At 69.5% G+C, this 26,112-nt stretch carries 20 protein-coding genes; 12 read left to right on the forward strand and 8 right to left on the reverse strand.

Going from position 1 to position 26,112, the window contains the following annotated elements; all coding sequences use genetic code 11:
• The first annotated feature begins 10 nt into the window (after nt 1-10).
• The 12 genes from K8625_RS33375 to K8625_RS33430 all read left to right on the forward strand — a co-directional run bounded on the left by K8625_RS33375 (nt 11) and on the right by K8625_RS33430 (nt 14,458).
• A complete protein-coding gene (locus tag K8625_RS33375) occupies nt 11-2,422 on the forward strand; it encodes a tetratricopeptide repeat protein (RefSeq protein WP_223784975.1) in 2,412 nt (803 codons plus the stop codon).
• The gene (locus K8625_RS33380) at nt 2,422-5,808 is read left to right on the forward strand and encodes a tetratricopeptide repeat protein (protein WP_223784976.1); all 3,387 of its coding nucleotides are present in this window, start codon (nt 2,422-2,424) and stop codon (nt 5,806-5,808) included. Before K8625_RS33375 ends, K8625_RS33380 begins: the two co-directional genes overlap by 1 nt.
• Entirely contained in the window at nt 5,805-7,280 is a 1,476-nt protein-coding gene (locus K8625_RS33385; RefSeq protein WP_223784977.1) for a tetratricopeptide repeat protein, read from the forward strand. The genes K8625_RS33380 and K8625_RS33385 overlap by 4 nt, the downstream gene beginning before the upstream one ends.
• Before the next feature lie 7 nt (nt 7,281-7,287).
• Entirely contained in the window at nt 7,288-7,587 is a 300-nt protein-coding gene (locus K8625_RS33390) for a hypothetical protein (RefSeq protein ID WP_074957907.1), read from the forward strand.
• A gap of 3 nt (nt 7,588-7,590) precedes the next feature.
• Nucleotides 7,591-8,931, forward strand: coding sequence for an AgmX/PglI C-terminal domain-containing protein (locus K8625_RS33395; RefSeq protein WP_223750549.1), 1,341 nt, complete (start codon nt 7,591-7,593; stop codon nt 8,929-8,931).
• A 34-nt stretch (nt 8,932-8,965) separates the two neighbouring features.
• Nucleotides 8,966-9,412: a cyclic nucleotide-binding domain-containing protein gene (locus K8625_RS33400; protein WP_223750548.1), complete on the forward strand. Its 447-nt coding sequence runs from the start codon at nt 8,966-8,968 to the stop codon at nt 9,410-9,412.
• An 87-nt stretch (nt 9,413-9,499) separates the two neighbouring features.
• Nucleotides 9,500-10,060: a hypothetical protein gene (locus K8625_RS33405; protein WP_223784978.1), complete on the forward strand. Its 561-nt coding sequence runs from the start codon at nt 9,500-9,502 to the stop codon at nt 10,058-10,060.
• A 115-nt stretch (nt 10,061-10,175) separates the two neighbouring features.
• Complete coding sequence (locus K8625_RS33410) at nt 10,176-11,441, forward strand: hypothetical protein (protein ID WP_223750547.1); 1,266 nt, start codon at nt 10,176-10,178, stop codon at nt 11,439-11,441.
• Nucleotides 11,442-11,487: 46 nt separating this feature from the next.
• Nucleotides 11,488-12,102 carry a polysaccharide biosynthesis/export family protein gene (locus K8625_RS33415; protein ID WP_141332045.1) on the forward strand — a complete coding sequence of 205 codons (615 nt, stop codon included), beginning with the start codon at nt 11,488-11,490 and terminating at the stop codon, nt 12,100-12,102.
• Between the two features lie 122 nt (nt 12,103-12,224).
• Nucleotides 12,225-13,070, forward strand: a complete 846-nt coding sequence (locus K8625_RS33420; protein ID WP_223784979.1) for a hypothetical protein — start codon at nt 12,225-12,227, stop codon at nt 13,068-13,070.
• A complete protein-coding gene (locus tag K8625_RS33425) occupies nt 13,067-14,011 on the forward strand; it encodes a RimK family alpha-L-glutamate ligase (protein WP_223784980.1) in 945 nt (314 codons plus the stop codon). Before K8625_RS33420 ends, K8625_RS33425 begins: the two co-directional genes overlap by 4 nt.
• Nucleotides 14,012-14,068: 57 nt before the next feature.
• The gene (locus K8625_RS33430; protein WP_223784981.1) at nt 14,069-14,458 is read left to right on the forward strand and encodes a hypothetical protein; all 390 of its coding nucleotides are present in this window, start codon (nt 14,069-14,071) and stop codon (nt 14,456-14,458) included.
• Nucleotides 14,459-14,461: 3 nt separating this feature from the next.
• On the opposite strand, the gene K8625_RS33435 is transcribed toward K8625_RS33430, so the two are convergent.
• From K8625_RS33435 to K8625_RS33470, 8 genes are all read right to left on the reverse strand, one after another.
• A complete protein-coding gene (locus K8625_RS33435; protein WP_223784982.1) occupies nt 14,462-15,280 on the reverse strand; it encodes an inositol monophosphatase family protein in 819 nt (272 codons plus the stop codon).
• A gap of 15 nt (nt 15,281-15,295) precedes the next feature.
• Nucleotides 15,296-15,853 carry a TlpA disulfide reductase family protein gene (locus K8625_RS33440; RefSeq protein WP_141332040.1) on the reverse strand — a complete coding sequence of 186 codons (558 nt, stop codon included), beginning with the start codon at nt 15,851-15,853 and terminating at the stop codon, nt 15,296-15,298.
• 1 nt (nt 15,854) lies between these two features.
• Nucleotides 15,855-17,327: a UDP-N-acetylmuramate:L-alanyl-gamma-D-glutamyl-meso-diaminopimelate ligase gene (gene mpl, locus K8625_RS33445; RefSeq protein ID WP_223784983.1), complete on the reverse strand. Its 1,473-nt coding sequence runs from the start codon at nt 17,325-17,327 to the stop codon at nt 15,855-15,857.
• Nucleotides 17,320-18,510, reverse strand: coding sequence for a serine hydrolase (locus tag K8625_RS33450; protein ID WP_223784984.1), 1,191 nt, complete (start codon nt 18,508-18,510; stop codon nt 17,320-17,322). The genes mpl and K8625_RS33450 overlap by 8 nt, the downstream gene beginning before the upstream one ends.
• Nucleotides 18,507-19,406 carry an LD-carboxypeptidase gene (locus tag K8625_RS33455; RefSeq protein ID WP_223784985.1) on the reverse strand — a complete coding sequence of 300 codons (900 nt, stop codon included), beginning with the start codon at nt 19,404-19,406 and terminating at the stop codon, nt 18,507-18,509. The genes K8625_RS33450 and K8625_RS33455 overlap by 4 nt, the downstream gene beginning before the upstream one ends.
• Before the next feature lie 724 nt (nt 19,407-20,130).
• Nucleotides 20,131-23,292: an efflux RND transporter permease subunit gene (locus tag K8625_RS33460; protein ID WP_223738399.1), complete on the reverse strand. Its 3,162-nt coding sequence runs from the start codon at nt 23,290-23,292 to the stop codon at nt 20,131-20,133.
• 9 nt (nt 23,293-23,301) lie between these two features.
• Nucleotides 23,302-24,600, reverse strand: a complete 1,299-nt coding sequence (locus K8625_RS33465) for an efflux RND transporter periplasmic adaptor subunit (protein WP_223738400.1) — start codon at nt 24,598-24,600, stop codon at nt 23,302-23,304.
• Complete coding sequence (locus K8625_RS33470) at nt 24,597-25,733, reverse strand: TolC family protein (protein ID WP_370639877.1); 1,137 nt, start codon at nt 25,731-25,733, stop codon at nt 24,597-24,599. The genes K8625_RS33465 and K8625_RS33470 overlap by 4 nt, the downstream gene beginning before the upstream one ends.
• Between the last annotated feature and the right edge of the window lie 379 nt (nt 25,734-26,112).

The raw sequence follows: 26,112 nt of genomic DNA on the forward strand, positions 1-26,112 counted from the left end.
GCCGGTGAACGTGTCGCTTCGCGCACTCGCCCTGGTGCTCGGCCTCGCGGGTGGCGCTGTCGCCCGTGCCGACACGCCCCCTCCCCCGCCGCCCACGGCGCAGCAGCTGGAGCAGCGCCTGACGACGGTGGAGCGCCAGCTCCAGCTCGCCGAGGACAGCCTCCGTCAGGTGGAGACGAAGTACAGCCAGCAGCCGGAGCCCGACGAGGCGCAGGCGCGCGTGCGCCGCTACTCCGACGCGGAGATTCAATACCTCCTGGGCGACTGGACCGCGGCCTCCGTCCACTTCTACGACCTGGTGAGCGACCCGGAGTTCCGCGGCCACCCCCGGTACGCGGACGCGCTCTACTTCCTGGCGGACGCGCTGTACCAGCAGAAGAACGACGTGGGCGCGCGGCTGTACCTGCGCGAGCTGCTGTCGCTGCCCACGCCCTCGCCGCGCCACCGCGACGCGCTCACGCGCTACCTGGCCATCAGCGGCCGGCTGAACCTCTACGACGACGTGGACGCCTACGTGGAGCAGGCGCGCGGCCTGTTCGGCGGACAGCTCCCCGCGGACATCCAGTACGTCTACGCGAAGCGGCTGTTCCGTCGCACGGACCTGGCCCCTTCCGAGCGCATCGCCCACGCGAGGGCCGCCTTCGCGCCCCTGGCCCAGGCCCACGGCGGGCCCTACCAGTTGCAGGCGCGCTACCACATGGCGGTGCTGTCGATGCAGGCGGGTGAGCTGCCCATCGCCATCCTCCAGTTGCAGCAGCTGCTCACGCCGGTGGAGGGCGCGGCCGAGACGACGGCGCCGAAGGCGAAGAACAAGCCCCAGGCCCGCGCCACCGCGGACACGGATACGGAGCGCATCCGTGAGCTGGCGCTGATGTCGCTGGGACGCCTCTTGTACGAGGCGGGCCGCTTCGACGAGGCGCTGGACTGGTACGGCCGGGTGCCGCAGGAGAGCGAGTCGTTCCCGGAGTCGCTCTACGAAATCGCGTGGACGCAGGTGCGCAAGGGCAACCACCAGGAGGCGAAGAACGCCGTCGACATCCTGCTGCTCGTGTCGCCCGACTCCAAGCTCGCGCCCGAGGCGAAGCTGCTGCGCGGCCACCTGCTCCAGAAGCTCAAGCGGTACGAGGAGGCCATCGCGTCGTACGACGAGCTCATCGGCACCTTCCGTCCGGAGCGCGACAAGGTGGACGTGCTCCTGCGCGCCAACCGCGACCCGGTGGCGTACTTCGAGCGGCTCCTGGCGCGCACCGACACCGTGCCGGACGTGCGCACGCTCCTGCCTCCGCTCGCGCTGAAGTACGCGTCGACGGAGCGCGAGGTGAGCAGCGCGATGAAGACGGTGGGCGACATCGACAGCGGGCGGAGGGGCACACTGGAGGCGCGGGAGCTGGCCGCGCGCATCCTCACGGCCCTGGACACGCGCAAGCTGCAGACCTTCCCGGAGCTGCAGGAGGGCTTCACGCTCTCGGACTCGGTGGAGACGGCGAGCATCCAGGTCGAGGCCTCGCTGGTGGAGCTGGAGGGGCTGTCCTTGGAGTCCTCGCTCACCGCCGACGAGCGCGCCCGGCTCGCGCCGCTGCGTCGTGAGCGCGAGGCGCTGGCCGTCCGCTTCGCCTCGATGCCCGCCACGCAGCAGGACCTGGAGGAGCGGCTGCGGCGGATGCAGGCGCGCGTGGACGCGGTGGACCGAGAGGCCTTCCGGCTGGGCGCGGAGGTGCAGGGGCTGCACGCCATCGCCGCGGCGGTGCGCAAGTGGGTGGATGACACGCGGCTGCTCCGGCAGACGCCTCCCGAGGAGGAGCAGGAGTTCCTCGTGCAGCTCCAGGCAGAGGTCCAGACGCTCACGGATTTGCAGGGGGAGCTGGACCGCACGCGCGGGCGGCTCGCCGATGAGCGCAACGGCGCGGCGGCGGCGCTGGCCGGAGAGCAGGCCATCCGCGGCCGGTTCGCGCAGGCGCTGCGCGCGGAGCACGCGGTGCTCGAGGAGGCCGAACGACGACAGGCGCCCTCGGGCCTCATGACTCGCGCACATGCGGTGCGCCAGCGCGGCGAGGCCTTGCGAGGACGTGTCGCCCAGGCCCAGGGTGCGCTGCGCGGACGCGTGGAGCAGAAGGCCACGCGCATCCGGGCGAAGGTGCTGGCCGAGCAGCAGTTGCTCGAGCGCTACGAGGCCGAGGTGGCCGCGGTGGCCGGCAACGCGAAGCAGCTCGTGGGCCGCATCGCGTATGACAGCGTCCGGCGCGTGCGCCGACAGTTCTACGACCTGGTGCTCAAGGCGGACGTGGGTGTGGTGGACGTGGCCTTCACCGAGAAGCAGGACAAGACGACGTCCATCCAGAAGGTCTCCGCGCAGAAGGCCGAGGCCCTGCGCGCACTCGACGCCGACTTCCGGGACGTGCTGTCGTCGGAGGAGAGCCGGTGATGCGGCGCGTTCTCGCGGTGCTGCTCTCGCTGGCCTCGCTGCCCGCCGCCGCCCAGGCGACGGAGGCTCCCGCCCAGGCCACGGGCCCCTCCGACACGGAGGCCCCGAGCCCTTCGGGCACGCCCTCGCGGGACTACCTGAACGGCCTGGGGCGCTCGCCGGACGAGGAGCTGCTGCTCCAGGACGTCAGCCGCGCCCTGCGCACGTACGACGAGGAGTCGCGCGAGTTCAGCCGCGACGTCCAGGGGCTGATGGAGCACAAGTACGAGCAGAAGCGGGACTCGCTCGCGTCCTCGTACGAGAAGGTCATCCGCGACTTCGAGGCCCAGGAGCGCAAGGAGCGGATGGAGGCCATCGTCCGCTTCGAGGAGTTCCTGCGCCGCTACCCCAGCGAGCCGCGCTACACGCCCGACGTGATGTTCCGCCTCGCGGAGCTCTATTACGAGCGCTCGCAGGACGAGCATCAGCTGGCGATGAAGGAGTACCGCGACCGGCTGGAGATCCACGACAAGAACCCCGACGGCACGGCGTTCCCCGTGGAGCCGAAGAAGGACTACGCGGACTCCATCGCGCTGTATCGCCGGCTGCTGAAGGAGTACCCGGACTACCGCTTCAACGACGGCGCGTCCTACCTGCTGGGCTACTGCCTGGAGGAACAGGAGCAGGTGGAGGAGAGCTTCCTCGCCTATCAACAGCTCATCGCGCGCTATCCGCGCAGCCGCTTCGCCACCGAGGCGTGGGTGCGCATCGGCGAGTACTGGTTCGAGAACTACAAGGACCCGCAGGCGCTGCCGCGCGCGGCCCAGGCCTTCGAGGCCGCCTCCCGCGACACGCTCCACCCGCTCTACGACAAGGCCCTCTACAAGCTGGGCTGGACGTACTACCGGATGGACCGCTTCGACGAGGGCGTGGAGTCCTTCCTCACGCTGGTGGACTTCTACCAGGCCCAGGCCGTGGCCCAGGGCAACACCGAGGTGGGCGGAGACCTGCGCGACGAGGCCCTGCAGTACGTGGCCATCTCGCTCGCGGACGAGTCGTGGGGCGGCCTGCCTCGCGCGAAGTCGCTGTTCGTCAAGCGCGCCGGGCGTCCGTACGAGGCGGACGTCTACCGTCGCCTCGGGCACGTGTACTTCGACCAGACGAACTACGCGTCCGCCATCGTGGCCTATCGCCAGGTGCTGGAGAAGGAGCCGCTGACGCCCGACGCGCCCGAGCTCCAGCAGCGCATCGTGCAGTCCTACGAGCGCGACCGGATGATGGCGGAGTCCTTCGCCGAGTCGGAGAAGCTGGCCACCCGTTATCAGCCCGGCACCGCGTGGCACGCGAAGAACATGGGCGACCCGGACGCGGTCTCCCGCGCCAACGCGCTCGTCGAGAAGAGCCTCTACACCACCGCCACCTTCCACCATCAGCAGGCGCTGGTGTTCAAGAAGGAGGGCCGCTTCGAGCAGGCCCAGGCGGGCTTCGCCACCGCGGCCCGCTCGTATGGCACGTACCTGGAGCGCTTCCCGCGCAGCAAGAGCGCGGGCGAGATGCGCTTCTATTATGCCGAGTGCCTCTACTTCTCGTTCCAGTTCGCCGAGGCCGCGAAGGCCTACGAGCGCGTGCGAGACACCGGTGAGAGCGTGAAGCACCGCGACGACGCGGCGCACAGCGCGGTGCTCGCGTGGCAGCAGCTCCTCGCCCAGGAGCAGCAGGCCGGCAAGGCGCCGAAGCTGGAGGTACTGCGCTCCAGTGAACGTCCGGAGGGCTCCGCGGTGAAGCCCGCGCCGCTGACGCCCACCGAGGCGAAGCTGGTGTCCGCGTCGGACCGGTACGCCGCGCTGCTGCCTCGCGACGCGAAGGCGCCCGGCATCGCGTACAAGGCCGCGGAGCTGTATTACGCGCACGACGACTTCCCCGAGGCGCGCAAGCGCTTCGAGCGCATCATCCAGACGTGGCCGAAGAACGAGGTGGCCCGCTACGCCACCAACCTCACCGTCGAGTCCTTCCTCATCGACAAGGACTGGCGCAGCGTGGAGGAGGTCAGCGCCCGGCTGGCCGGCAACACGCAGGTCATCGAGCCTTCCAGCGAGCTGCATCAGCAGCTCGTGAAGTTCAAGCTCGCGGGCCGCTTCAAGCTGGCGGACCAGCTGCTGGCCGAGGGCAAGTACGAGGAGGCCGCGCGCAAGTACACGCAGCTCGTCGACGAGGCGCCCCGGCACGAGTTCGCCGACAAGGCGCTGAACAACGCGGCCGTCGCGCACGAGAACACACGGCGGTTCGACTCGGCGCTCAAGCTCTACGAGCGCATCTACCGCGAGTACCCGGCCTCTCCGCTCGCGGACGCGGCGCTGTTCCGCGTGGCCGTCAACGCGGAGAAGTCCTACGACTTCGACAAGGCCGTCGTCAGCTACCAGAAGCTGGTGAAGGACTACCCCAAGTCGAAGGACCGCGAGGCGGCGCTCTTCAACACCGCGCGCCTGCTGGAGGGCCAGCAGCGTTATTCCGAGGCCGCGGCCACCTTCATCCGCTACGCGGAGCTGTTCCCCTCCGCCGAGGACGCGCCGAAGAACCGGTACCGCGCCGCCGTCCTGCTGGAGAAGCAGGGGGATGCTCGCGGAGAGGTGCGCGCGCTCCAGGAGTTCGTGCGCAAGTACGCGAACAAGTCCGCGCAGGTGGAGCTGGTGGTGGACGCGCACCGGCGCATGGGTGACGCGCACCAGAAGCTCGGTAACGAGAAGCAGGCGCAGAAGGACTACACCCAGGCGGCGAACGAGTTCGACCGGCGCAAGCTCAAGCCGGACACGCACCCGCTCGCGGCGAACGCGGCGGCGTATGGACGCTTCCAGTTGGCGGAGGCGCAGCTGCGCCAGTTCGACAAGCTGAAGATTGGCGGCTGGGGCAAGACGCTGGTGCGCAGCTTCGCTGTGAAGCGCGCGGGTGTGAAGACGGTGAAGGACGCGTACGCGCGTGTGTATCCGTACAAGCAGCTCGAGTGGTCGCTCGCGGCGGCCTATCGGTCCGGCTACGCGCTGGAGCGCTTCGCGAACACCATCATCGAGACGCCCGTGCCTCCGGACGTGAAGCGGCTGGGTGAAGAGGCGGTGGTGACGTACCAGGACCTGCTCGCGCAGAACACGGCGGAGCTGGAGGACGCCGCGGTAGAGAGCTACGCGGTGGCGCTGGCGGAGGCGCGGAAGAATCGCGTGTCCAACGAGTGGACCCGGCGCACGCTGGAGGCCCTCAACCGCTTCCGTCCGAAGGAGTACCCGGTGCTCAAGGAGCCCAAGCAGGCCCTCGCGTCCGAGGCCACCTATCCGGAAGGGCTCATCGGCCACGTGAGCGGCCCGCCCCAGCCCTCTCCCGAGGACGAGCGCCGCATCACCGGGGGGGCCAAGCCGTGAGCACCACGCCACGCACGCTCGGGGCCTCGGCCCTCACCGCGCTGTTCCTCTCATCGGGGCTGTGGTTGTCCGCGTGCGCCTCCGCACCGGAGACACGTCCCACGCAGGACGCGTCCACGCCCGCGCCCGGGAAGGACACGGCGGCGAAGGCGCCCCCCGTCGTCGAGCCACCTCGCCGCAGCGCGGCCGAGGACTTCGACCAGGCGGTGGCCATCGCGCGGACGGGCGAGCTGACAGCAGCCGAAGCTGCACTGCGCGCCCTGGTGACGCAGGAGCCGAAGCTCGACTACGCGTGGACCAACCTGGGCATCGTCCAGGAGCGGCTGGGCAAGCACGAGGACGCGGAGCGCTCGTACCGCCAGGCCCTCACCCTCGCGCCCGAGCAACAGTCCGCGTGGGACTGCCTGACGCGCCTGTACGGCCGCACGGGCCGTTCGGCGGCGCTGGAGACGGAGCTGCGCGGGCTCCTGGAGACGAAGCAGGACTCGGTGACGCTGCGCACGGCGCTGGCCGTCACGCTGCTCCAGCAGAAGAAGCTGGGGCCCGCGGCCACCGAGGCGAAGCGCGCGCTCAAGGGCGACGAGCGACACACGCACGCCATGCAGGTCCTCGCGCAGGTCTACTACCGCGAGGGCAAGCAGGAGCTGGCGCGCATGGTGCTCGAGAACGCGCGCGACATCGCGCCCTCGGACGCCGCCACGCGCAACGCGCTCGGGCTGGTGTACCTGGCGCTGAACGTCAGGCCGCAGGCGCTGGAGGAGTTCAAGGAGGCCGCGAAGCTGCGGCCCGACTTCGCCGAGGCTCGCAACAACTTCGGCGCGATGCTCAACGAGGCCCAGGACTACGCCGCCGCCGTGACGGAGCTGGAGGCCGCCGTGAGGTCCGCGCCGGACTTCGCCGCCGCGCGCCTCAACCTGGGCAATGCCTACCGCGGCACCGGTGACTTCGAGCGCTCCAAGGCCGAGTACGAGCGCGTGCTCGAACTGCGCCCGCAGCAGCCCGACCCGCTGTTCAACCTCGCCATCCTGTACCTCGACGTGGAGCCACCAGGCGGCGACCCCGTCGGGCGCTACAAGACGGCGCTCACCTACTTCGAGCGCTACGAGGCCCAGGGCGGCAAGGACGACCGCATCCCCCAGTACACCAAGGACGCACGCAAGAGCATCGAGCGTGAAGAGCGGCGCCTCGAGCGCGAGCGCAAGGACCAGCTCCGCAAGGCCGCGGAGGCGGAGAAGGCCCAGAAGGAGGCCGCGAAGCAGGCCCCCGACGCCACCGTGTCGGCTCCCGCCTCGCCCCCGTCCGACCCACACGCCCCCACGGACACGTCCCGGTCACCCGTGACACCCGGAACCACCGCCCCCGGCGCGGTGTCCCAGCCTGGAACCCAGGCCGCCCCTCCTCCGGCCGAGAGCCCCCCTGCCCCCACGCCCGCGAAGGCCGGCTCGGGTAAGCTGGCCGACGACAGGAACTAGGACCTCCATGCGTGCCCCTCTCACCCTCTTCGTGCTGCTCGCCGCCGCGCCCGTGCTCGCGCAGGACAAGTCCACGTCCTCCGCCACGAGCACCGCCCAGCAGACCTCGGCCACCACCGAGGCCGCCGCCGCGAAGAAGGCACCTCGCAAGGTCATCCGCCTGGACGCGCTCACCGTCGAGGGACGCATCCAGAAGCCCCAGGCCTTCTACATCCTCCCCCGCTCCAACCTGAGCTTCGACGAACTCAACCGCACGGAGAGCTTCGTGCCCAAGGTCGAGAAGAGCGTCGAGCAGGAGCCCTTCTAGTCCATGGCAGCCCCTTCGCCCGCCAAGCTGCTCCGCGTCGGCCTCATCCAGAACGGCCAGATCGTCGAGGAGCACCACGTCCGTCGTGAGACCGTCACCATCGGCCACGACGCGCGCAACACCATCGTCCTGCCCGCCTCGGACGACAGGCCCGCGCGCTTCAGCGTCTTCGAGAACCAGGGCCAGCAGTTCCAGCTCGTCATCAACGAGTCCATGAAGGGCCGCGTCAACCTGGGCTCGTCCGACGTGGACTTCGATGCGCTGCGCTCCCAGGGGCTCGCCTCGCGCCGTGGAGACCTCTACGTCCTGCCGCTGCAGGAGACCGCCCGCGGCAAGGTGGAGCTGGGCGACGCCACCCTCTTCTTCCAGTTCGTCGCGCCCCCCGCCGAGGAGGAGCGTCCGCTGCTCCCCTCGGACGTGCGCGTCAGCCGCTGGAAGACGATGGACCGCGTCTTCTTCGGCATCCTCGCCATCTCGCTCCTGGTCCACTTCTCCGGCGCCGCCATCATCCTCTCCGCCGAGGCCCCCAAGGAGCAGGAGCTGGCGTTGGATCAGCTCGATGACCGCTTCGTGCGCGCCATCATCCCCCAGCGCCCCATCGAGCCGCCCAAGCCCACCGCGCCCGGCCCCGCCGAGGCCACCAAGGAAGAGCCCAGGACGGCCGAGGCCGCCACCGACAAGCCCGCCGAAGCGAAGCCCGCCGCCCGCGCCGCCGCCGAGCGCCACGCGGAGATGGTGAAGAAGGTCTCCGACAAGGGCCTCTTGAAGATGCTCGGCTCGAAGGGCTCCGGCTCCGGCGCCTTCCAGGACGTGCTGGGCGGCGCCAGCGGCGGCAACGACATCGTCGCGGCCCTCCAGGGCGCCGGCGGCGTGGGCGTGGCCAACGAGGCCTCCGTGGGCAAGGGCAACGGCCCTCGCGGCGGCGGCACCGGCACCGTGACGGGCATCGGCGAATTGGGCACCCAGGGCGGCGGCAAGGTCGACCTGGGCACCAAGAAGGAAGTCGACGTGAAGGGCCGCGTGCAGGACGCCGCCCCGGAGGTCGACAGCTCCGAGGTGGACCGCGACGCGCTCGCCCGCTACGTGCGCGCGCGCAAGGGCGCCATCCAGAGCTGCTACGAGAAGGAGCTCAAGCGAAACCCCAGCCTCAAGGGCAAGGTGGTGGTGCGCTTCTCCATCACCCCCTCGGGGCGCGTGGGCGACTTCGACATCGACGAGAACACGCTCGGCAGCGAGGCCGTGGCCAGCTGCATCCGCGCCGCCATCCGCGCCTGGGTGTTCCCCTTCAAGCCCGACTCGGACGCCACCGTTTCCTACCCCTTCGTCTTCTCGCCGACGGGGTAGGCTGGCGCGTCCGAGCCCGGGCTCCGAGGGGACCATGGAGAAGCTGGCCGTCATCGCCGCCTCACCGCTGTTCGAGATGCTCGCCCCGGAGGAGCTGTCCCGCCTCGCCGAGCTGGCGCGGACGCTCCACTACACCGCCGGCGAGGTCATCTTCGAGGAGGGGGACCTGGGCGACAGCCTCTTCCTCCTCATCCGGGGTCAGGTGGAGGTCGCCCGCAGGGGCCCGGACGGGTCGCTGCATCCGCTCGCGCGGCTGTCTCCCCCCGAGTTCTTCGGGGAGATGGGCCTCATCGACAAGGACCACCGCTCCGCCACCGTGCGCGCGCACACGGACGCCCACCTGCTCCAGCTCACCGCCCAGGACCTGCGCGTCTTCCGCCAGAGCCACCCCGACGGGTTCACCTTCGTCGTCATCAACATCGCGCGAAGCCTGGCTGCCCGACTGCGGGACGCCAATGCCCGGCTCTCCGGTAACCACTGAATAACTGGGGGGTTGTTGGTTTGACACCCCCCTCCCCGCCTTCTACGCTTTGATCCAATGGCAAGGGCCGGGAGAGCCGTGAGGCGTATGCGCACTGTCGGAATGGTCGCCGTCGTCGTCGCCACAGGAGTGGCCGTCGCGCAGGGGCCGGTGCCGTCTCCCCCAGCCCCCGCCGCCACCGCCACGCTCGAGAAGGCCAGCGAGGTGCCGGACGCGCAGAAGCTGGAGCGCAGCACCCAGGCCCTCGGCGTCATGCGGGACGTGCTCCGCCAGGTCATCGGCAAGGTGGAGGAGGCGCGCCGCACCAAGGACGTGGTGAAGCTCAACTGCGCCAACGAGAAGCTGACCCAAATCAAGGGACTGCTGCGCATCTCCGAGCAGGCCGACGTGTCGCTCCAGGAGTCGCTCACCCGGCGCGAGGTCTCCACCAGCGAGCACGAATTCACCAAGGTGATGATCGCCCGGCAGAAGGTCGGTCAGCTGCGCTCGGAGGCCGAGGAGTGTATCGGCCAGCTCGCCTTCCGCACCGACGAGAACCTCTTCATCGAGGTCGAGGAGCCGGAGAACCTGCCGGGTGGAGACCCCACCCGCCCGCCGCCTCCGGACGTCGTGCTCGTCCGTCCGCCACCAGCCAGCCCCGTCAATTAGCCCCCGTGTGCCCTCTGGCTCATCGGACGAGTGCCCGTCCTTTGTCGAACAATTCTTCGGACCCTGAAAACGCGCGTGCTATGACGCCCCGAGTCGCGGGAAGCCAATCCAAGTCATGACGCTGCGAGGGACATTCTGGGGCACGGTCTGCGGGCTGGCGCTGACAGCGCACGCCGGCGTGGCCTCCGCCCAGGAAGCGCTCTCCGCGCCCGCCACGGGCGGCAATGGCATCAAGGTGGGCAACGGCCGGCTGCACCCGTACTTCGAGCTGGAGACGCGGGTGGACAGCGGCGTGGGCTACTTCGGCCGCACGCAAGGCGAGAACTATCCCGGCGGCGTGTCCCCCGACTTGTCCGGTGAGGTGGCGCTGCGCTTCCGGCCGGGATTCAAGCTGGACATCCCGTCGCAGAAGCTCGCGTTCAACCTGAACGCCAACCTGGACTACGTGCTCTTCACCGGCTTGATGACGCCGGGCTCGAAGGCGGCCTCTCACATGGAGGGCGCGGCGGACCTGTCGGCGCGCCTCAACCCGGAGGCTCCGCTGTCGCTGGAGCTGTCGGACCAGTTCGTGCGCTCGGACCGCACGCGCACGGCGGCCATCGCGGCGGGAATCCTGAGCCTCTACAACGAGGCGCGCGTGAAGATGCCGTGGAAGCCGGGCGGCGGCGCGGTGGAGGTGACGCCCAACGTCGCCTACGCGGTGGAGTTCTTCGAGCCCCTGGCCGCCCAGGCCCCGGTGGACTGCGGCGACGGCGTCTGCGACCCCGTGCGCGCGGACCAATTCGACTACGGCAACCTGCACCTGGGGCTGGAGAGCCGCTGGCGCTTCCTGCCGAAGACGGCCTTCGTGCTCGACACGGGCGTGGACGTGCGCCGCTACTTCAACGACGGCGGGCCGGATGCCCAGGTGCTGCGCGCGATGGTGGGCGTGGCGGGCCTGGTCTCCCCCAAGGTCGCGGTGACGGCGAAGGCGGGCTGGGCGCAGACCTTCGGTGACGTGAGCGGCGGGACGGTGATTGCCCAGCTGGAGGGCACGTACCTGTACAGCCAGACGTTGACCTTCAAGGGCGGCTACCTGCGCATGCTGGAGCCGGTGGCGGCGTACGGCACGTTCCGGGACGACCGGGGCTACGCCGAGGCGCGGGCCCTGTGGGGCGGCAAGCTGACCGTGCGCGTGGCGGGCATGGTGGACTTCCTGAGCTTCGAGGGCAGCCGTGGGGACACGGTGGTGACGGTGGACGCGGGGCCCGAGTACCAGTTCCGTCCGTGGCTCACCGGCGCCTTCGGCTACACGCTGAGCAAGCGCTCCTCCAACGTGGAGGGCGGCGGCCTGAACTACACGCGGCACGAGGGGTATGCTCGCCTCGCCGTGACGTACTGAGCGCCCGAGCCACCGGGCACCCTCCCCTACCTGGGTCTCCTCCCGGATGAGAACGCTCCGCCTGTCCCTCGTCGTGCTGCTGTCCGGCGTGCTGTCCGCGTGCTTCGGCTCCGCGCAGCGCCCTCCTCCGCCCGTGCCCACGCCCGCCGCGGAGGCCGGTGAGGCCCGAACGGGAGGCGGCACGCTGGGGCCTGGTGACGTGGTGGAGGTGCGCGTGTTCCAGGAGCCCGAGCACTCGGGCACCTGGCGCCTGTCCCCCGAGGGCACCATCGACTATCCGCTGTGCGGCAAGGTGCCGCTGCGCGGGAAGACGCCCAGCACCGCGGCGGACGCGCTGCGCGAGTGCCTGTCGCGCTACGTGCGCAGGCCGCAGGTGTCGGTGCTGATCCGCGAGTACAACTCGCAGAAGGTGTTCGTCTTCGGCGAGGTGCAGAAGCCCGGCACCTTCCCCGTGGATGGTGAGATGTCCATCGTCCAGGCGATTACCCTCGCGGGTGGCTTCACCAAGCTGGCGGCGAAGAACAACACGCTGGTGACGCGCGTGGTGGATGGGCAGGAGCGCAAGATTCGCGTGCCCGTCGAGGACATCGGCGTGGGGCGGGAGAAGAACTTCATGCTCCAGCCCGGCGACATCGTCTTCGTGCCGGAGAGCTTCTTCTAGGCAAGACTCGACCCGCCGCGGTCTCGTTCAAGGAACTCGGCTCCGAGTTCCCGCGGACCTGCTCAGGTCGCTTCGCACCCGTCTCGTCGCGGTGTGCTCGCGCGGTGCAGACTGCGAGGTGCATGCGCCACCTCGTGCTCATCGGCTCCGAGTCGTTTCCCTTCGTGCGTGACGTGCTCCGCGCACAGGCCACTCACGCGGACGTGCGTGTCGTCGAAGTGTCGCTGGAGGAATGGGGCGGCGCTGTCACGCCGTGGGTGGAGGTGGTCGGCGGACGCTTCCACGCGGGGCTCATCGGCCCGTGGGGTGAGCTGGAGCTGGGGCCCGAGGATGTCCTCTGGTGCCTGTCCGAGGGCGCGCTGCCGCCAGCGGAGAGCGACTACCTGCGCTCGGAGCACGAGGCCCTGCGCGACGGCTTCCACACATGCTGTCCCGCGCGGGTCATCAACCGACGCGGTCTGCTCTCACCGCTGTGGACGACGGCGATGTGGCGGGTGATTGCACAGAAGCTGCCGTTGCCCGAGGCCACGAGTGTCCTCGCGCCACCCCACTTCCACCTGGGCACACCGCCCGAGGACGGACAGCGGTGGACCCGCTGGCCCGAGGAGGTGGGGACGCGGCAGGGTGAAGTGTGGTGGACGGTGCCCGAGCCCGGCCCGCTGAGGCAGGCCCTGGTGATGGGCTCGCACGTCACGCTCTGGCCGCTGGAGTTCGAGGAGTCGCCGCCCGTCCTCTCTCCCTCGCTGGAAGCGGACCTCACGCGACTGGCCGCGGACTGCGGCGCGGAGGTCCTCGAGGTCCTCCTGGTGACGTCGGGCACACCAGAGGCTCCGCGCTGGACGGCCCTCCAGTTGGGCACGTCGCCCGAGAGCCTGGAGCGCCTGCTGGCGCAGGAGGACGCCGCGGCCCTGGCGCAGGTGGAGCGCTTCCTCGCCGAGCGGCTCACGAGCACGGAGGTCGCGCGATGATCCTCGTCATGGGGCCCGTGGACGAGCTGCTCACGGCGTTCTTCTTGAAGCACCTCACCGACACCGGACGCGAGTACCTCTTCGTGGACGAGCGCCACCTGGGCGTCGACGTTCGCCTCGAGCTGGAGTTGCCGCAGGGACCTCCGGGACTGGGCCGTCTGCGCGGCGCGGTGTGCTTCCCCACGTGGAGTGTCGGGCTGGAGCGCATCTCCGGCATCTACTCGCGGCTAGGGACGGGCAACCTCGAGCAGGCGCCCACGCCCCAAGTCCGCGCCGAGCAGGCCCACGCCGCGGCGCTCCTGGACCTGTTCCCCGGGCCCGTGGCCAACCGCGCCACCGCGATGCTCTCCAATGGCAGCAAGCCGTGTCAGTACGCCGCCATCCTCGCCTCGGGCCTGCGCGTGCCGGACACCCTCGCCGGAGGCACCTGGGAGCGCTGGGAGCACTTCGCGCGAGGACTGGACGGAGACCCCGTCATCAAGTCCGTCAGCGACGAGCGCTCCCTCGTGAAGCAGGTGTCGTGGGAGGCCACCCGCGCCTCGGCCCGACCCGGCAAGCCGCTGGCGCCGCACCAGTTCCAACAGCGCATCCCCGGCAACAATGTCCGCGCCCACGTCATCGGCGCCCACCACGTGCTGGCCTGCCGCGCGGTGACGCAGGCCCTGGACTACCGCCACCCCGACATGACGGGCCACGCGGTGAGCCTGGACGCGGCGGAGCTGCCCGAGCCCGTCGCCCAGGCCTGCCGCCAGCTGTCCCGCGCGCTCGGCCTGGACCTGGCCGGCATCGACGTCATCGAGCCTCCGGGTGGCTCCTCTCGACCCGAGGACTGGGTCTGCCTGGAGGTGAATACCTGCCCGGGCTTCATGTGGTTCGAGCAGCACACCGGCCTGCCCATCTCCCGGCATCTTGCGGATTTCCTCGACGCCTCGTTAAACTGATAACGCTGTAATTTTCCTGGGCCATGGGAAACCCAGGAAGCAGCGAGGGGGCATCACATGTCGAAGCTGTCGACCGAGGCAGGGCTGATTTCGTCGAGCGATCTTCCGAAGCTGGCCGAGGCGGGCCACGTCGCGGCGCCCACGGTGGGCCACAGCGCGGAGGAGCTGCGCCAGGCGGTGCAGGCGTCGCTCGCGGAGCAGTGGTCGCTGATGGGCGTGGTGGATTCGGCGAAGAAGGCGTCCGACCTGGGCAAGAAGGCGGCGGACGCGCTCACCGACAAGGGCAAGGACATCGAGGACAAGGCCACGCAGCAGGAGAAGGCCGCCCGCGATGAGGCCCACCGCAAGATGAACAACGACAAGTCGAAGAAGCACGGCAAGGAAGTGGGGGCGCAGGGGGCCACCACGAGCGCCTTCGCGCGGGCGCTGTCCGAGCTGCGCGGCTGAGCCTCAGGGGCGGGGCGTCCAGCCCAGCTCGTCGATGAAGTGACTGGCCTCGGAGAGCAGCTCCGGGGCCAGGGCGGGCGCGGAGGCGATGACGTCTCCGCGCATCACGTTGAAGGGAGCCCCCGTGACGTGGCGGATGACGCCTCCGGACTCCTCCACCAGCAGCGAGCCCGCGGCGATGTCCCAGGGCTTGAGCCCGAACTCGAAGAACCCGTCGAAGCGGCCCGCGGCCACGTAGGCCAGGTCCATGGCGGCGCTGCCCGTGCGGCGCATGCCCTGGGCGCGCAGCACGAAGCGGGTGAAGAGCCCCACGGGGCCCTCGGGATTCTCGCGCACGTCGTAGGGAAAGCCCGTGCACAACAGCGCGCGGTCCAACCGGTCCACGGCGCTGGCGCGCAGGGGACGTCCGTTGAGCGTGGCGCCCTGCCCTCTCGCGGCGGAGAAGAGCTCGTCCAGCATCGGGTCGTACACGGCGCCCGCCACGACGCCGTCCTTCGACTCCACGGCGACGCTGACGCAGAAGTGCGGCACGCGGTGGGCGTAGTTGGTGGTGCCGTCGAGCGGGTCCACCAGCCACCGCAGTCCGTCCGAGCCCGCCGACGCGCCGCTCTCCTCCGCGAGGATGGCGTGCGTGGGGTGTCGCTCACGGATGAACGCGAGCAGCGCCTCCTCGGAGGCACGGTCCGCGTCCGTCACCAGGTCGATGCCACCCTTGAGCTCGATGACGCGCTCGCCGAGGAAGCGGTCGGCGAGGATTCGACCGGCGAGGCGCGCCCCCTCCTCCGCGGTGCGGCGCAGCTCGGCGGGGCTGTCGTCAGACATTCGGACTCCCACGGCTCACGGCGCGGGCTCGGCGAGCAGCGCCTCGAGCTCCGACTGGTACTTGGTGAGGAACTCCTCGTTGAAGCCCTCGTGGACATGACGGACGACGCCGCGCCGGTCGATGAAGTACGTCGTGGGCATGCCGCGCACCTTGAGGGTGCGCTCGGCCACCTGGGCGTTCTCGTCGAGGAGGATGGGCAGGCCCACCTTCACCTCTTTCAGGAACGCGGGGATGGCGCGCGAGTCCTCGTCGATGTTGAGCGCGTAGACCTTGAGGCCCTTGTTCGCGTACTCGCGCTGGAGGTTCTCGTAGAAGGGCAGCGCGTCCTTGCAGGGCTCGCACCACGTGGCCCACACGTCGAGCAGCACCACGCTGCCCTTGTCGCTGGCCAGGTCATACGGCTCGCCGCCCGGGTAGCGCTTCACCTGGAAGACGAGCGGCGCGTTGCGGTCCTCCGCACCCTTCGCGTCGACGCCCGAGGGCGCCGGCTGCGTGAGGGGCGGCATCGACGGAGCACGGGCACAGCCGGCGAGCGACAGGGCACCGAGGACGACGGGCAGGCACAGGCGCATGTCAGGTCCCCTCCCCGAAGCGGGCCTTCAACGCCGCGAGCAGCTTCTCGATGAAGCCACCGAAGGCGCCGTTGCTCATGACCAGGAGGATGTCCCCGGGCCGCGACTCGCGGGCGACCAGGTCGACCATGGCCTGCACGTCGGTGGAGCCCTCGGCGGCGATGCCCTGCGCCTGCAGGTCCGCGACGAGCTTGCGCACGTCGAGCTCCTCGCCCACGGGCACCTTGTCGTGGCGCTCGGGCACCTTGAGGCTGGCGCGGGCCGCGCCGGTGAAGGCGTGGGCGTAGTCCTCCTGGTGGATGTTGCGGCGGCTGGTGTTGGAGCGGGGCTCGAAGATGGCCCACAGCCGGCGCGTGGGGTAGCGGTGGTGGATGGCGGCGATGGTCTCGCGCACGGCCGTCGGGTGGTGCGCGAAGTCGTCCACCACCAGGATTCCACCGGGCTCGCCGCGAGGCTCCTGCCGACGCTTCACGCCGCGGAACGTGGCCAGGCCGCTGGCGATTTCGTCGAAGGACAGGCCCAGCCCCCGCGCGGCGGCGATGACGCTGAGTGCGTTCTCCACGTTGTGCAGTCCGCCCATGGGCAGCGTCACGGTGCCGAGCACGGCGCCGCGCTCGACGACCTCGAACCGCGCGCCCTCGGGGCCGAAGGTGACGCTCTTGGGGACGTAGTCCGCGTCCGCGCCCTCCTTGGCGATGTACGTGACGACGCGGCCCTTGCAGCCCTCACGCGAGAGCTTCACCGCGTTGGGGTACGCGGCGCAGACGACGAGCTGGCCGTCCTCGGGGATGAGGCGCACGAACTTCTCGAACGTGGCCTCGTAGTGGGGCAGGTCGCGGAAGATGTCCGCGTGGTCGAACTCCACGCTGGTGAGGATGGCGGTGCGCGGGCGGTAGTGGAGGAACTTGGAGCCCTTGTCCCAGTAGGCGGTGTCGTACTCGTCGCCCTCGACGACGAAGTGCGCGCCCTTCCCCACCCGGTAGTTGCCCGCGTAGTTCTGGGTGACGCCGCCCACGAGGAAGGACGGGTCCTTCCCCGCCTCGACGAGCACGTGGGCCATGAGGGACGACGTGGTGGTCTTCCCGTGGGTGCCGGCGACGACGATGGAGTGCGAGCGCGCGAGGAAGAGCGAGCCCAGCGCGGCGGGGAAGCTCATCTGCTGGAGGCCGCGCTCGCGGACGGCGGTGGCCTCGGGATTCACGCGGCGGATGACGTTGCCGATGATGACGAGGTCGGGGTTCGCCGCGTCCAGGTTCTCCGGACGGTAGGGCGAGGCGGCGGGGATGCCCCACGCCTTGAGCATGTCGCTCATGGGTGGGTAGACATTCTCGTCGCTGCCGGTGACTTCGTAGCCGGCGGCCTTGAGCATGCCGGCGAAGGAGCCCATGCCGGTGCCCGCCACGCCCACCAGGTGGACGCGGCGCACACTGCCGGGCTCGAGGGTGTCGAGGACGTTACCGTTGTCGTCAGCCATGCGTTCCCTGCGAGATGGCGGTGAGGCCGAGCGCCTCCACGACGAAGTCATGGAAGACGGGTCGGAAGTCGCGGATGCGCAGCTCCTGGCGGCCATTCGCCACGCGGTTGGTGACCAGCGCCACCACCAGCGAGCGGCGCAGGTCCACCCAGAGGCTCGTTCCAGTGAAGCCCAGGTGCCCGACGGCCCCCGGAGGTGAGTCGCCCACGAAGCGGCCCGCGCTGGAGCCCACTTGAGACGGCGAGTCGAAGCCCATCGAGCGCGTGCTGCCCGCCACCAGCGGGTCCGTGGCGAGCACGCGGTACCACAGGGGCCCGGGAGCAATCACGGGGCTCGTCCCCGCGCAGCCCTCGAGCACGGCCTGGCCGAACCGCGCCACGTCCACGGCGGTGCCGAACAGGCCCGCGTGTCCGGCGACGCCGTCCATCACCCAGGCGTTGTCGTCGTCGACTTCACCCAGGCGCGTGGGCGCGGAGGGCACGTCCTTCCACAGCGTCTCCTGTCCCGGCGCGGGCTCGCGGGGGCGCGTCGCGCCCGTGGGAGCGGGCGTGGAGTCCGCGGGGAAGTCGGTGAGTCGGTGGAAGCGGGCCTGGAGGCCGAGGGGCTCGGCGACGTGGCGGGAGAAGAGCGTGTCGAGCGGGGCGTTGGCCGCGCGCGAGAGGATTTCGCCGAGGAGGATGAAGCCCACGTCGCTGTAGGCCGTGCGCGTGCGAGGCGGCGCGGCGAGCGGCGTGGCGGCGGCGGCCTGGAGGACCTCTTCACGGACCTGAACGCGCGTGGCCGAGGGACAGGCGGCATCGAGCAGCGCGGGGTGCTGGGTGAGGGCCTGGGCGAAGAACGGGACGAAGGGGGGCAGGCCGGAGCGGTGGTAGAGCAGGTCCGAGACGGTGGCGCCCGCGTCGCCCACGGGGGAGCCTGGGAAGAAGCGGGACACGAGGGTGTCGGGGCCCACCTTGCCTTCGGTCCACAGGCGCAGGAACAGGGCGGTGGTGCTGACGACCTTGGTGAGCGAGGCGAGGTCGAAGCGGGTGTCGCCCGAGGCCTTGCCGGCGACGCCACCGAAGACCTGGACGCCGCGGTGGAGGACAACGGCCTGGGCGGCGGGGAAGACGCCGATGCCCACGGCCTCGTCGAGCAGCGTCTGGAGGACGGCGACAGGGTGTTGTTCGGGAGGGGCGCTCATGGGCGCACGGCTCCTTCGAGGAAGGTGAGGCGCGCGGCGTCCGCGTCCAGGTGGACCTGGGTGCCGAGAGCCACGGGGTAGTTGAGGGTGCCGTGGCCGATGGGGAAGCCCGCGGCGCAGGGCAGGCCCGCTTCCTGCGCGAGCCCCCGGAGGACGTCGGCGCTGGAGTACTCCGCGTTGCGCTCCTCGCAGGAGGTGAAGTCACCGAGGACGATGCCGCGCACGCGGGAGAAGACGCCGGCGAGGCGCAGCTGGGTCCACATGCGGTCGAGGCGGTAGGGGCGCTCGGTGACGTCCTCGAGGAGGAGCACGGCGCCATCGAGGGGCGGCAGGTACGGGGTGCCCAGGAGGCAGGCGAGGACGGAGAGGTTGCCGCCGACGAGGTGGCCCTCGGCGGAGCCGGGGACGTAGGTGGCCGAGCCCGTGAGGGGTGGCGGGGGCTCGGGGGATTCGAGGAGGCGGAAGAAGTACTCGCGGACCTCGGGGGGCTGCTTGCCGAGCTGGGTGAGGACGGGCCCGTGGATGGAGACGCGGCCGAGGGCCTGGAGGGCGCCGTGGACGGAGGTCAGGTCCGAGAAGCCGGTGAAGAGGCTGGGGGCGGCGTCGGCGAGGGGCAGGTGCGGCAGAAGGCGGGCGCTGCCGTAGCCGCCGCGGGCGCAGAAGATGGCGCGGGCGGAGGGGTCCGTCAGGGCGTGGCCGAGCTCCTGGGCGCGGCGGGCGTCGTCACCGGCGAGGTAGCGGTGGACGGAGGAGATGTCCGGGCGGAGCGAGGGGGTGTAGCGCTCGGCGATGAAGGCGAGGCCGGCCTCGAACAGCGGGCGGTCGAAGGGGCCTGCGGGGGCGACGACGTGGACGGTGTCGCGGGGGCGGAGCGGGAGGGGCTTGAGCCAACGCACGGGCGCTTCATACCACCCGGGACACGGGGGGCCTTGGGATTCGAGTCCAGGTGTCCGTCGGAGCACGGCTCCCTGGTCGCTCGCGGCGCCCCTCCTCCGACCCAGCAACCGCCCGGCGCCAGGCCCCAGGCCCGTGGCTCGACGCGTGATGCTGGAAAGAAAAAAGGGCCCTATCGGAATCGATAGGACCCTTCGTTCAGCTCCCCGAACGAAGCCCTGCGCGAACTCGTTCTCTGCGCCCTCTCCAGAGACTGCGACGGAAAACACGAGAAAAATCCTGGGGTTAGGCGAAGTCGGGAAAATTCGGGGGCCGATTGAGTCTCCGCAAACTTCCCTGCGGCTGTTTCCCCGAGTAGCGCGGATTGGGGATGGCGTCCAGCATCCTTCAGAAGGGGAGGGAGTAGGTATGCCTCGCACAGGTCTGGGCGGGACATGCGGGTCCTGGTGCTGCCCCATGCTCGACTACCACCTACGCCGGTACGGTTCGGTCCTGCCTGTGGCCCCCGGCGGAAGCCCTGCCGGCCGTGCATTCCGGTGGTGGGCGTCGCTCAAAGCCGCGCGCCGGTGGCCGTTCACGGGGAGGGCGCCCAGCCTGAAGCAGGGGGCAGGCTGGGCCGTGGTCTTGGCAGGCTGGGTTGATGACCTAGCCTGCCTTGTCGCACTGCCGGATGCTGAACAGATGCCCCCATGACGCAGCGACCGAGTTTTCGGTAGGCACAGCCCTTTATGCGGCCCCTCCTTCGGCGACCGGAGAGTGTCCCGTGGGTGCAGGGGACTGTTCTGGGGGGACGGGGACGACCTTGGGGCGGCCGCGGTCGAACCAGGTGTAGACGGTGGGCAGGACCAGCAGCGTGAGCAGCGTGGAGCTGAAGAGCCCGCCGATGACGACGGTGGCCAACGGCTTCTGCACCTCCGCGCCGGCCCCGGTGGAGAATGCCATGGGGAGAAAGCCCAGCGAGGCCACCAGCGCGGTGGTGAGGACCGGCCGAAGGCGCACGTGGGCCGCGTCGTGGGCGGCCTGGGCCGGCGACAGGCCGTCCTGACGCAGCTTTAGGATGTAGGCCACCAGGACCAGTCCGTTGAGCACCGCCACTCCGAAGAGGGCGATGAAGCCCACTGCCGCGGAGATGGACAGCGGCATTCCCCGCACCAAGAGCGCCAGCAGTCCACCTGTCACCGCGAAGGGGATGTTGAGGTAGATGAGGAGGGCCGGCCGCACCGCGTTGAACGTGGTGTAGAGCAACACGAAGATGAGGAAGAGGGTGAGGGGCACCACGATTGCGAGCCGGCTCGACGCGGACTGGAGGTTCTCGAACTGTCCGCCCCAGCTCACCCAGTAGCCCGTCGGCAGCTTGACCTCGCGCGCGATGACCGACTGGGCCTCCGTGACGAAGCTCTGGAGGTCTCGCCCGCGCACGTTGGCCTCGATGGTGAGTCGTCGCTGGATGTTCTCCCGGCTCACCTGGGCGGGGCCTTCCTCCACGACAATGCGCGCGAGCTGTGAGAGCGGGATGAGTTGTCCGGAAGGGCTGGCCACGCGGATTCCCTCGAGTTGCTCCACGCTCTGCCGAGCGCCTGGTGCGAAGCGCACCTGGAGCGCGAAGCGCCGCTGGCCCTCCAGCACCGTTCCCACCTCCTTGCCACCGATGGCCTCGATGGTGTCCAGCACCTGCCGGGCGTTGATGCCGTAGCGGGAGATGGCCTGCCGGTCTATCTGGATGCGCGCGACAGGGAGCCCCGCCACCTGCTCGGCCTTGACGTCTGCGGCGCCTGGGACCTTGGCCAGCGCGGCGGCGAGCTTGTCTCCCGTCTGTTTCAGCACGTCCAGGTCCTCGCCATAGAGCTTGAGTGCCACGTCCGAGCGCACGCCGGAGATGAGCTCGCTGACCCGAAGTTCGATGGGTTGCGAGTAGCTGAAGAGGGTGCCGGGCACCTCCTTCGTGAGCGCTTCGTTGAAGCGGGCGATGAGCCCCTCGCGGTCCTCCGCCGTCGTCCACTCCTCATGCGGTTTGAGCATGACGAAGATGTCGCTGATCTCCACGCCCATGGGGTCTGTCGCTATCTCCGCGCGCCCCGTACGGGAGATTACGGTGGTGACCTCGGGAAATCGCTTGAGCACCTTTTCGATGAGGCCCGTCTGTCGCACCGACTCCTCCAGCGAGACCGAGGGCACACGCCAAGCCTGCAGCGCGAGGGCTCCCTCATCCAGCCGGGGAATGAACTCCGCACCCAGGAAGGGCACCGTGGCCAGGCTCACCGCGAGCAGGCCTCCCGCGATGCCCACCACCACCCCGCGCCGCCGGAGGCACCAGGACAGCGCGGGCTCGTAGACACGGCGCGCCCCGCGGACGATGAAGCTCTCCTGCTCCTTCGCCCTTCGGGGAAGCAGGACGGAGGCGAGGGCCGGGATGAAGGTGAGTGACAGGACGAAGGCCCCCGCCAAGGCGCAGATGACCGTGATGGCCATGGGCTTGAACATCTTCCCCTCGATGCCGCTCAGGGCGAGGATGGGCAGATAGACCACGCCGATGATGACTTCACCGAACGCGGCCGCCTGTCTCACCTCCACCGCGCTGCGATAGACGACTTCGTCGCGCTCCTCACGCGTGAGGGCCCGGCCCAGCGTGTGGCTCTGCTCCGAAATGTGCCGCACCGCGTTCTCCACGATGATGAGCGCGCCGTCGACGATGAGGCCGAAGTCGATGGCTCCCAGGGACATCAGGTTTCCGGAGACGCCCAGCGCCCGCATCCCGATGAAGGCGCAGAGCATGGACAGGGGAATGGCCGCGGCGGCCAGGAGTCCCGCGCGCAGGTTTCTCAGCATGACGAAGAGCACGACGATGACGAGCAGACCGCCCTCGACGAGGTTCTTCGCCACCGTTTGGATGGTTTTCCGGACGAGGTCCGTGCGGTCGTAGAAGGTGTCGATGGTGACGCCAGGAGGCAGGGTGGGGCGGATCTTCTCCACCTCGGCCTTCACGTCGTTGACCACCTCGCGCGAGTTCTGCCCGATGAGCATCATCACGATGCCCGTGACGGCCTCGCCCCGGCCGTCACGCGTCACAGCGCCCTGGCGGACCTGTGGAGCGAACGCCACGTTGGCAACGTCTCGGACATAGACCGGGACTCCTTGTGGAGACGTGGAGAGGACGATGCTGCGGATATCATCCAGTGTCTCCACAAGGCCTTCGCCACGGATGAGCACCTGCTCCGGGCCGCGTGCGATGTACGCGCCTCCGGCGTTGGCGTTGTTCTCCTCCAGGGATTGGAACACCTGGCCCAGAGACAGGCCGTAGGCCGTGAGCTTGGAGGGGTCCACCTGCACCTCATAAGTCTTGAGCTCTCCGCCGAAGGCGTTGACCTCGACGACGCCGGGCACGGCACGTAGCCGCGGGGAAACCTGCCACTCCAGGATGCTGCGCAGCTCCATGGGGCCCTGACCCTCGCCCCGTACTTCGAACTGGTAGATTTCTCCCAGGCCCGAGGAGATGGGCCCCATCTCCGGAGAGCCGTAGCCTTCGGGGATGCTTTCGCGCGCCGCTGTCAGCCGCTCCTGGATGAGCTGCCGCGCGAAGTAGATGTTCACTTCGTCCTTGAAGACGACGGTGACGACGGACAGCCCGAACTTGGAGACGGAGCGAATTTCCTCGGTGTCCGGCAAGCCGCTCATCGCGGTCTCGACGGGCACGGTGATGAACCTCTCCACCTCTACGGGCCCAAGGCCCGGCGAGGATGTGAGGATTTGGACCTGCACGTTGGTGACGTCCGGTACCGCGTCGATGGGCAGTGAGCGCAGCGCGTTGAGGCCGAAGCCGACGAGCACCGCCGTCAGGATGAAGATGAGGATGCGGTTCTTGATGGAAAAGTGGATGAGCCTGTCGAACATGGCGCCCGCCTAGTGGGAGTGGCCCTCGCCCATGCTCTCCTTCGAGAGTTCGGACTTGAGGATGAAGGCTCCTTGCGTGACGAAGGAGGTACCGGGCTGAAGACCTGAGAGGATTTCCACGTCCTGGGCGGAACTGGCGCCAGTCTGGACCTCGACGGGGCGGAAGCGGTTCTCGCCGGCTGGGACGAAGACCACCTGCTCTTCGCCGACCTTTTGCACGGCCTCTCGTGGGACAACGATGCGTGTGGGCGAGGCGGAGCCAGAGTCTCGTGTCTCTCCCGAGGTGGTGGCGATTTCCGCCTGGGCGAACATGCCCGGCTTGAGCGCCCCATCGGTGTTGGACACCACGACTCGTACCGGAATGGTGCGAGTCTTCTCATCAACGACGTCTCCGATGTAGTCCACGCGGCCCGTGAAGCGCTGGCCCGCCCGTGCTTGGACGGTGATTTCCACCGGCTGACCGGCATGGACCTGCGGGAGCTGAGACTCCGTCAGGTCCAACTGCACCCAGAGTTCCGTGAGGTCCGCCACCGTGAAGAGGGACGTGGCCGCCTCCACCGCCTGGCCCACCGTGCCCGAAATCTCCACCACCGTGCCTGTCAGTGGGCTGATGGCCGGAAAGCGCGAGCTGTAGTGCTCGTTGCTACGCAGCGTGCTGATTTCTCCGTCGGAAAGGCCGAGCGCATGAAGCCGGCCGTCGGCGGCGTTGCGCTCCGCCTCGGCGGTGACGAAGGTGCTTTCCGCCTCGCGCATGTCCCGCTCGCTGGTGATTCCTTTAGCAAGCAGATCCTTCTCCCGGCGGAAGTTCTGCTCCGCCACGCGCGCCTTGGTCGCGGCGGAGAGGTAGTCCGCTCGCGCCTGGCCAAGCTCAGGGCTCTCGAGATGGCCCAGCACCTCCCCCTTTTTCACCTTCTGGCCGAGAGCTACCTGGATGGTGGCGAGTCGTCCTGGAACGCGGGAGGCCACTCTGGCTACGCCTTGCTGGGTGAAGGTGATACGCGCTGGCACGATGAGGCCGGTTACGAGGGGCTTTGCCTCTGCCTGGGCCAACTGGAGCTGCGCCGAGCGCAGCGCCTCTGGCGTGAGGGTGATGACCTCGTCATGTTTTTCTCCCCCCTCACCATGGGTTTCGCCTTCTTCCTTCTCGTGGTCGTGGCCCTCTTCTTCGGCGTGGGGCTTGCCCTTCGTCTCCTTGCCGGACGGGGCCGTCTTCGCTTCATCGGAGGGGGGGGCGGCCTTCTTGTCGGAGCAACTGGCCAGAAGAAGGGCCGCCGCCAGGACGATGGACAGATTCGTGTGAACGTTCATTGGATGTTCCCCACCACTTTCTTGAGTTGGGCCTCCGCGGCGTTGAGTTCCTCAAGGGCCTCGATGTAGCTACGGCTCGTATCGAGGGCCTCGCGCCGGATGATGAGCAGCTCCAGGAAGTCCACCTTCCCGGCCCGATAGGCCTCATTGATCAGCTTTAAGTTCTCTTGCACGGCCGCCATCACATCGCCGCCGAACACCTCCGCGGCTGACAGGGCAGTGCGGTAGCGCTCGAGGGCGAGCACCACCTCGGAACGCACGAAGCGTTCGGTGGCGGCGAGCGCCCGCTCCGCCTGGGCCGCCCGTGCCGTGCTAATCCCTCGCGCCGCTTGGTTGCGGTTGAAGAGGGGCAGGTCGATGCCGAGTGTGCCTTGGACGATTTGGGCGTCCTCCTCCTGGCTGTAGCTCACCCCCAATCGAGGGCGGGGTAGCGCCCCCCGGCTGGCGAGCCGGACCTCTGCCTGGGCTGCCTCCAACTCGGCCTTGGCTGCCTTGAGGTCCGCGCGTTGCGCCGCCGCTCGCTCCAGGAGGACGGAAAGGATTGGGGGCGCGGCCGCCTCCGCGCGCAGGTTCCCTTCGGGTGCGATGTCCTCAGTTGGTTCGATGCCCAGCAGCAGTCGCAGCTCTCCGAGGGCCTGCGTCCGGCGCTGGACGGCGCGAACACGGGCACGCTGGGTCTGGCCCAGCGCCACCCGCGCGGTGTTCACTTCGATGCGAGAGGCGGCTCCAGCCTGCAGTCGCTGCTCTGCGGCATCCCGGCCCTGCTCTGCGAGTACGAGTGCATCATTGGCCAGTTGCAGTTCCTGCTCGGCCGCGAGGGCCCTGCCGAAGGCTTGGCGCACTTCGGCCGCGAGCTCTACCTGAGAGACCGCGAGGCGCGACTCGCTCGCGGAAAGTGTCGCCGCTGCGGCGTCCCTGCGCGCTCCGCGCTGGCCGAAGAGTTCCAGTTGTTGGCTCACCCCGGCGCCCACGTCGACGTTGTTCCCACTCGCGCGAAAGCGTGGGCCGACGGCGACTTGTAGGTCCGGATTGGTCTGGAACAGGAGGGATGCTCCCGAAAGCTGAGCTCGAGCTGCGGCGGCATCGGCCTGGGTGGAAATGAGTCGGGGGCTGCGTTCGAGTGCGAGTGCCACAGCTTGCTCCATCGTGAGAGGGCGGGCCGCGAAGGCCGGCACCGCGACGAGCAGGAGCGGGAGCAGACTTATGAGACGGATTGATGGAGACACGACGCTCACCAAATTGAAAAGAGGTAGGGCCGCGCCTGGGCTGGAGGATGTGCGGAACCGGCGGAGTCAGACCGTCAGGACGCGAGCACACCTGCAGCGTCAGCCGCAGCTGATGAGTGGATGAGAGATGGCCCAAGGCCGGCGCCGCGCATGGCGGTACCGGGCACGCCTGAGCAGGCACATGCGTCCGGTCCGTTCGCGCGTCATCGGCGCGAAGGCGCGGCCTATCTCCCGGTCTCTCGAAGCGAGAGTCCCCGTAAGCGTGCGAGAATTGCCGCACGCGCAT

Source organism: Myxococcus sp. AS-1-15 (genome assembly GCF_020037055.1).
Taxonomy (GTDB): Bacteria; Myxococcota; Myxococcia; order Myxococcales; family Myxococcaceae; genus Myxococcus; species Myxococcus fulvus.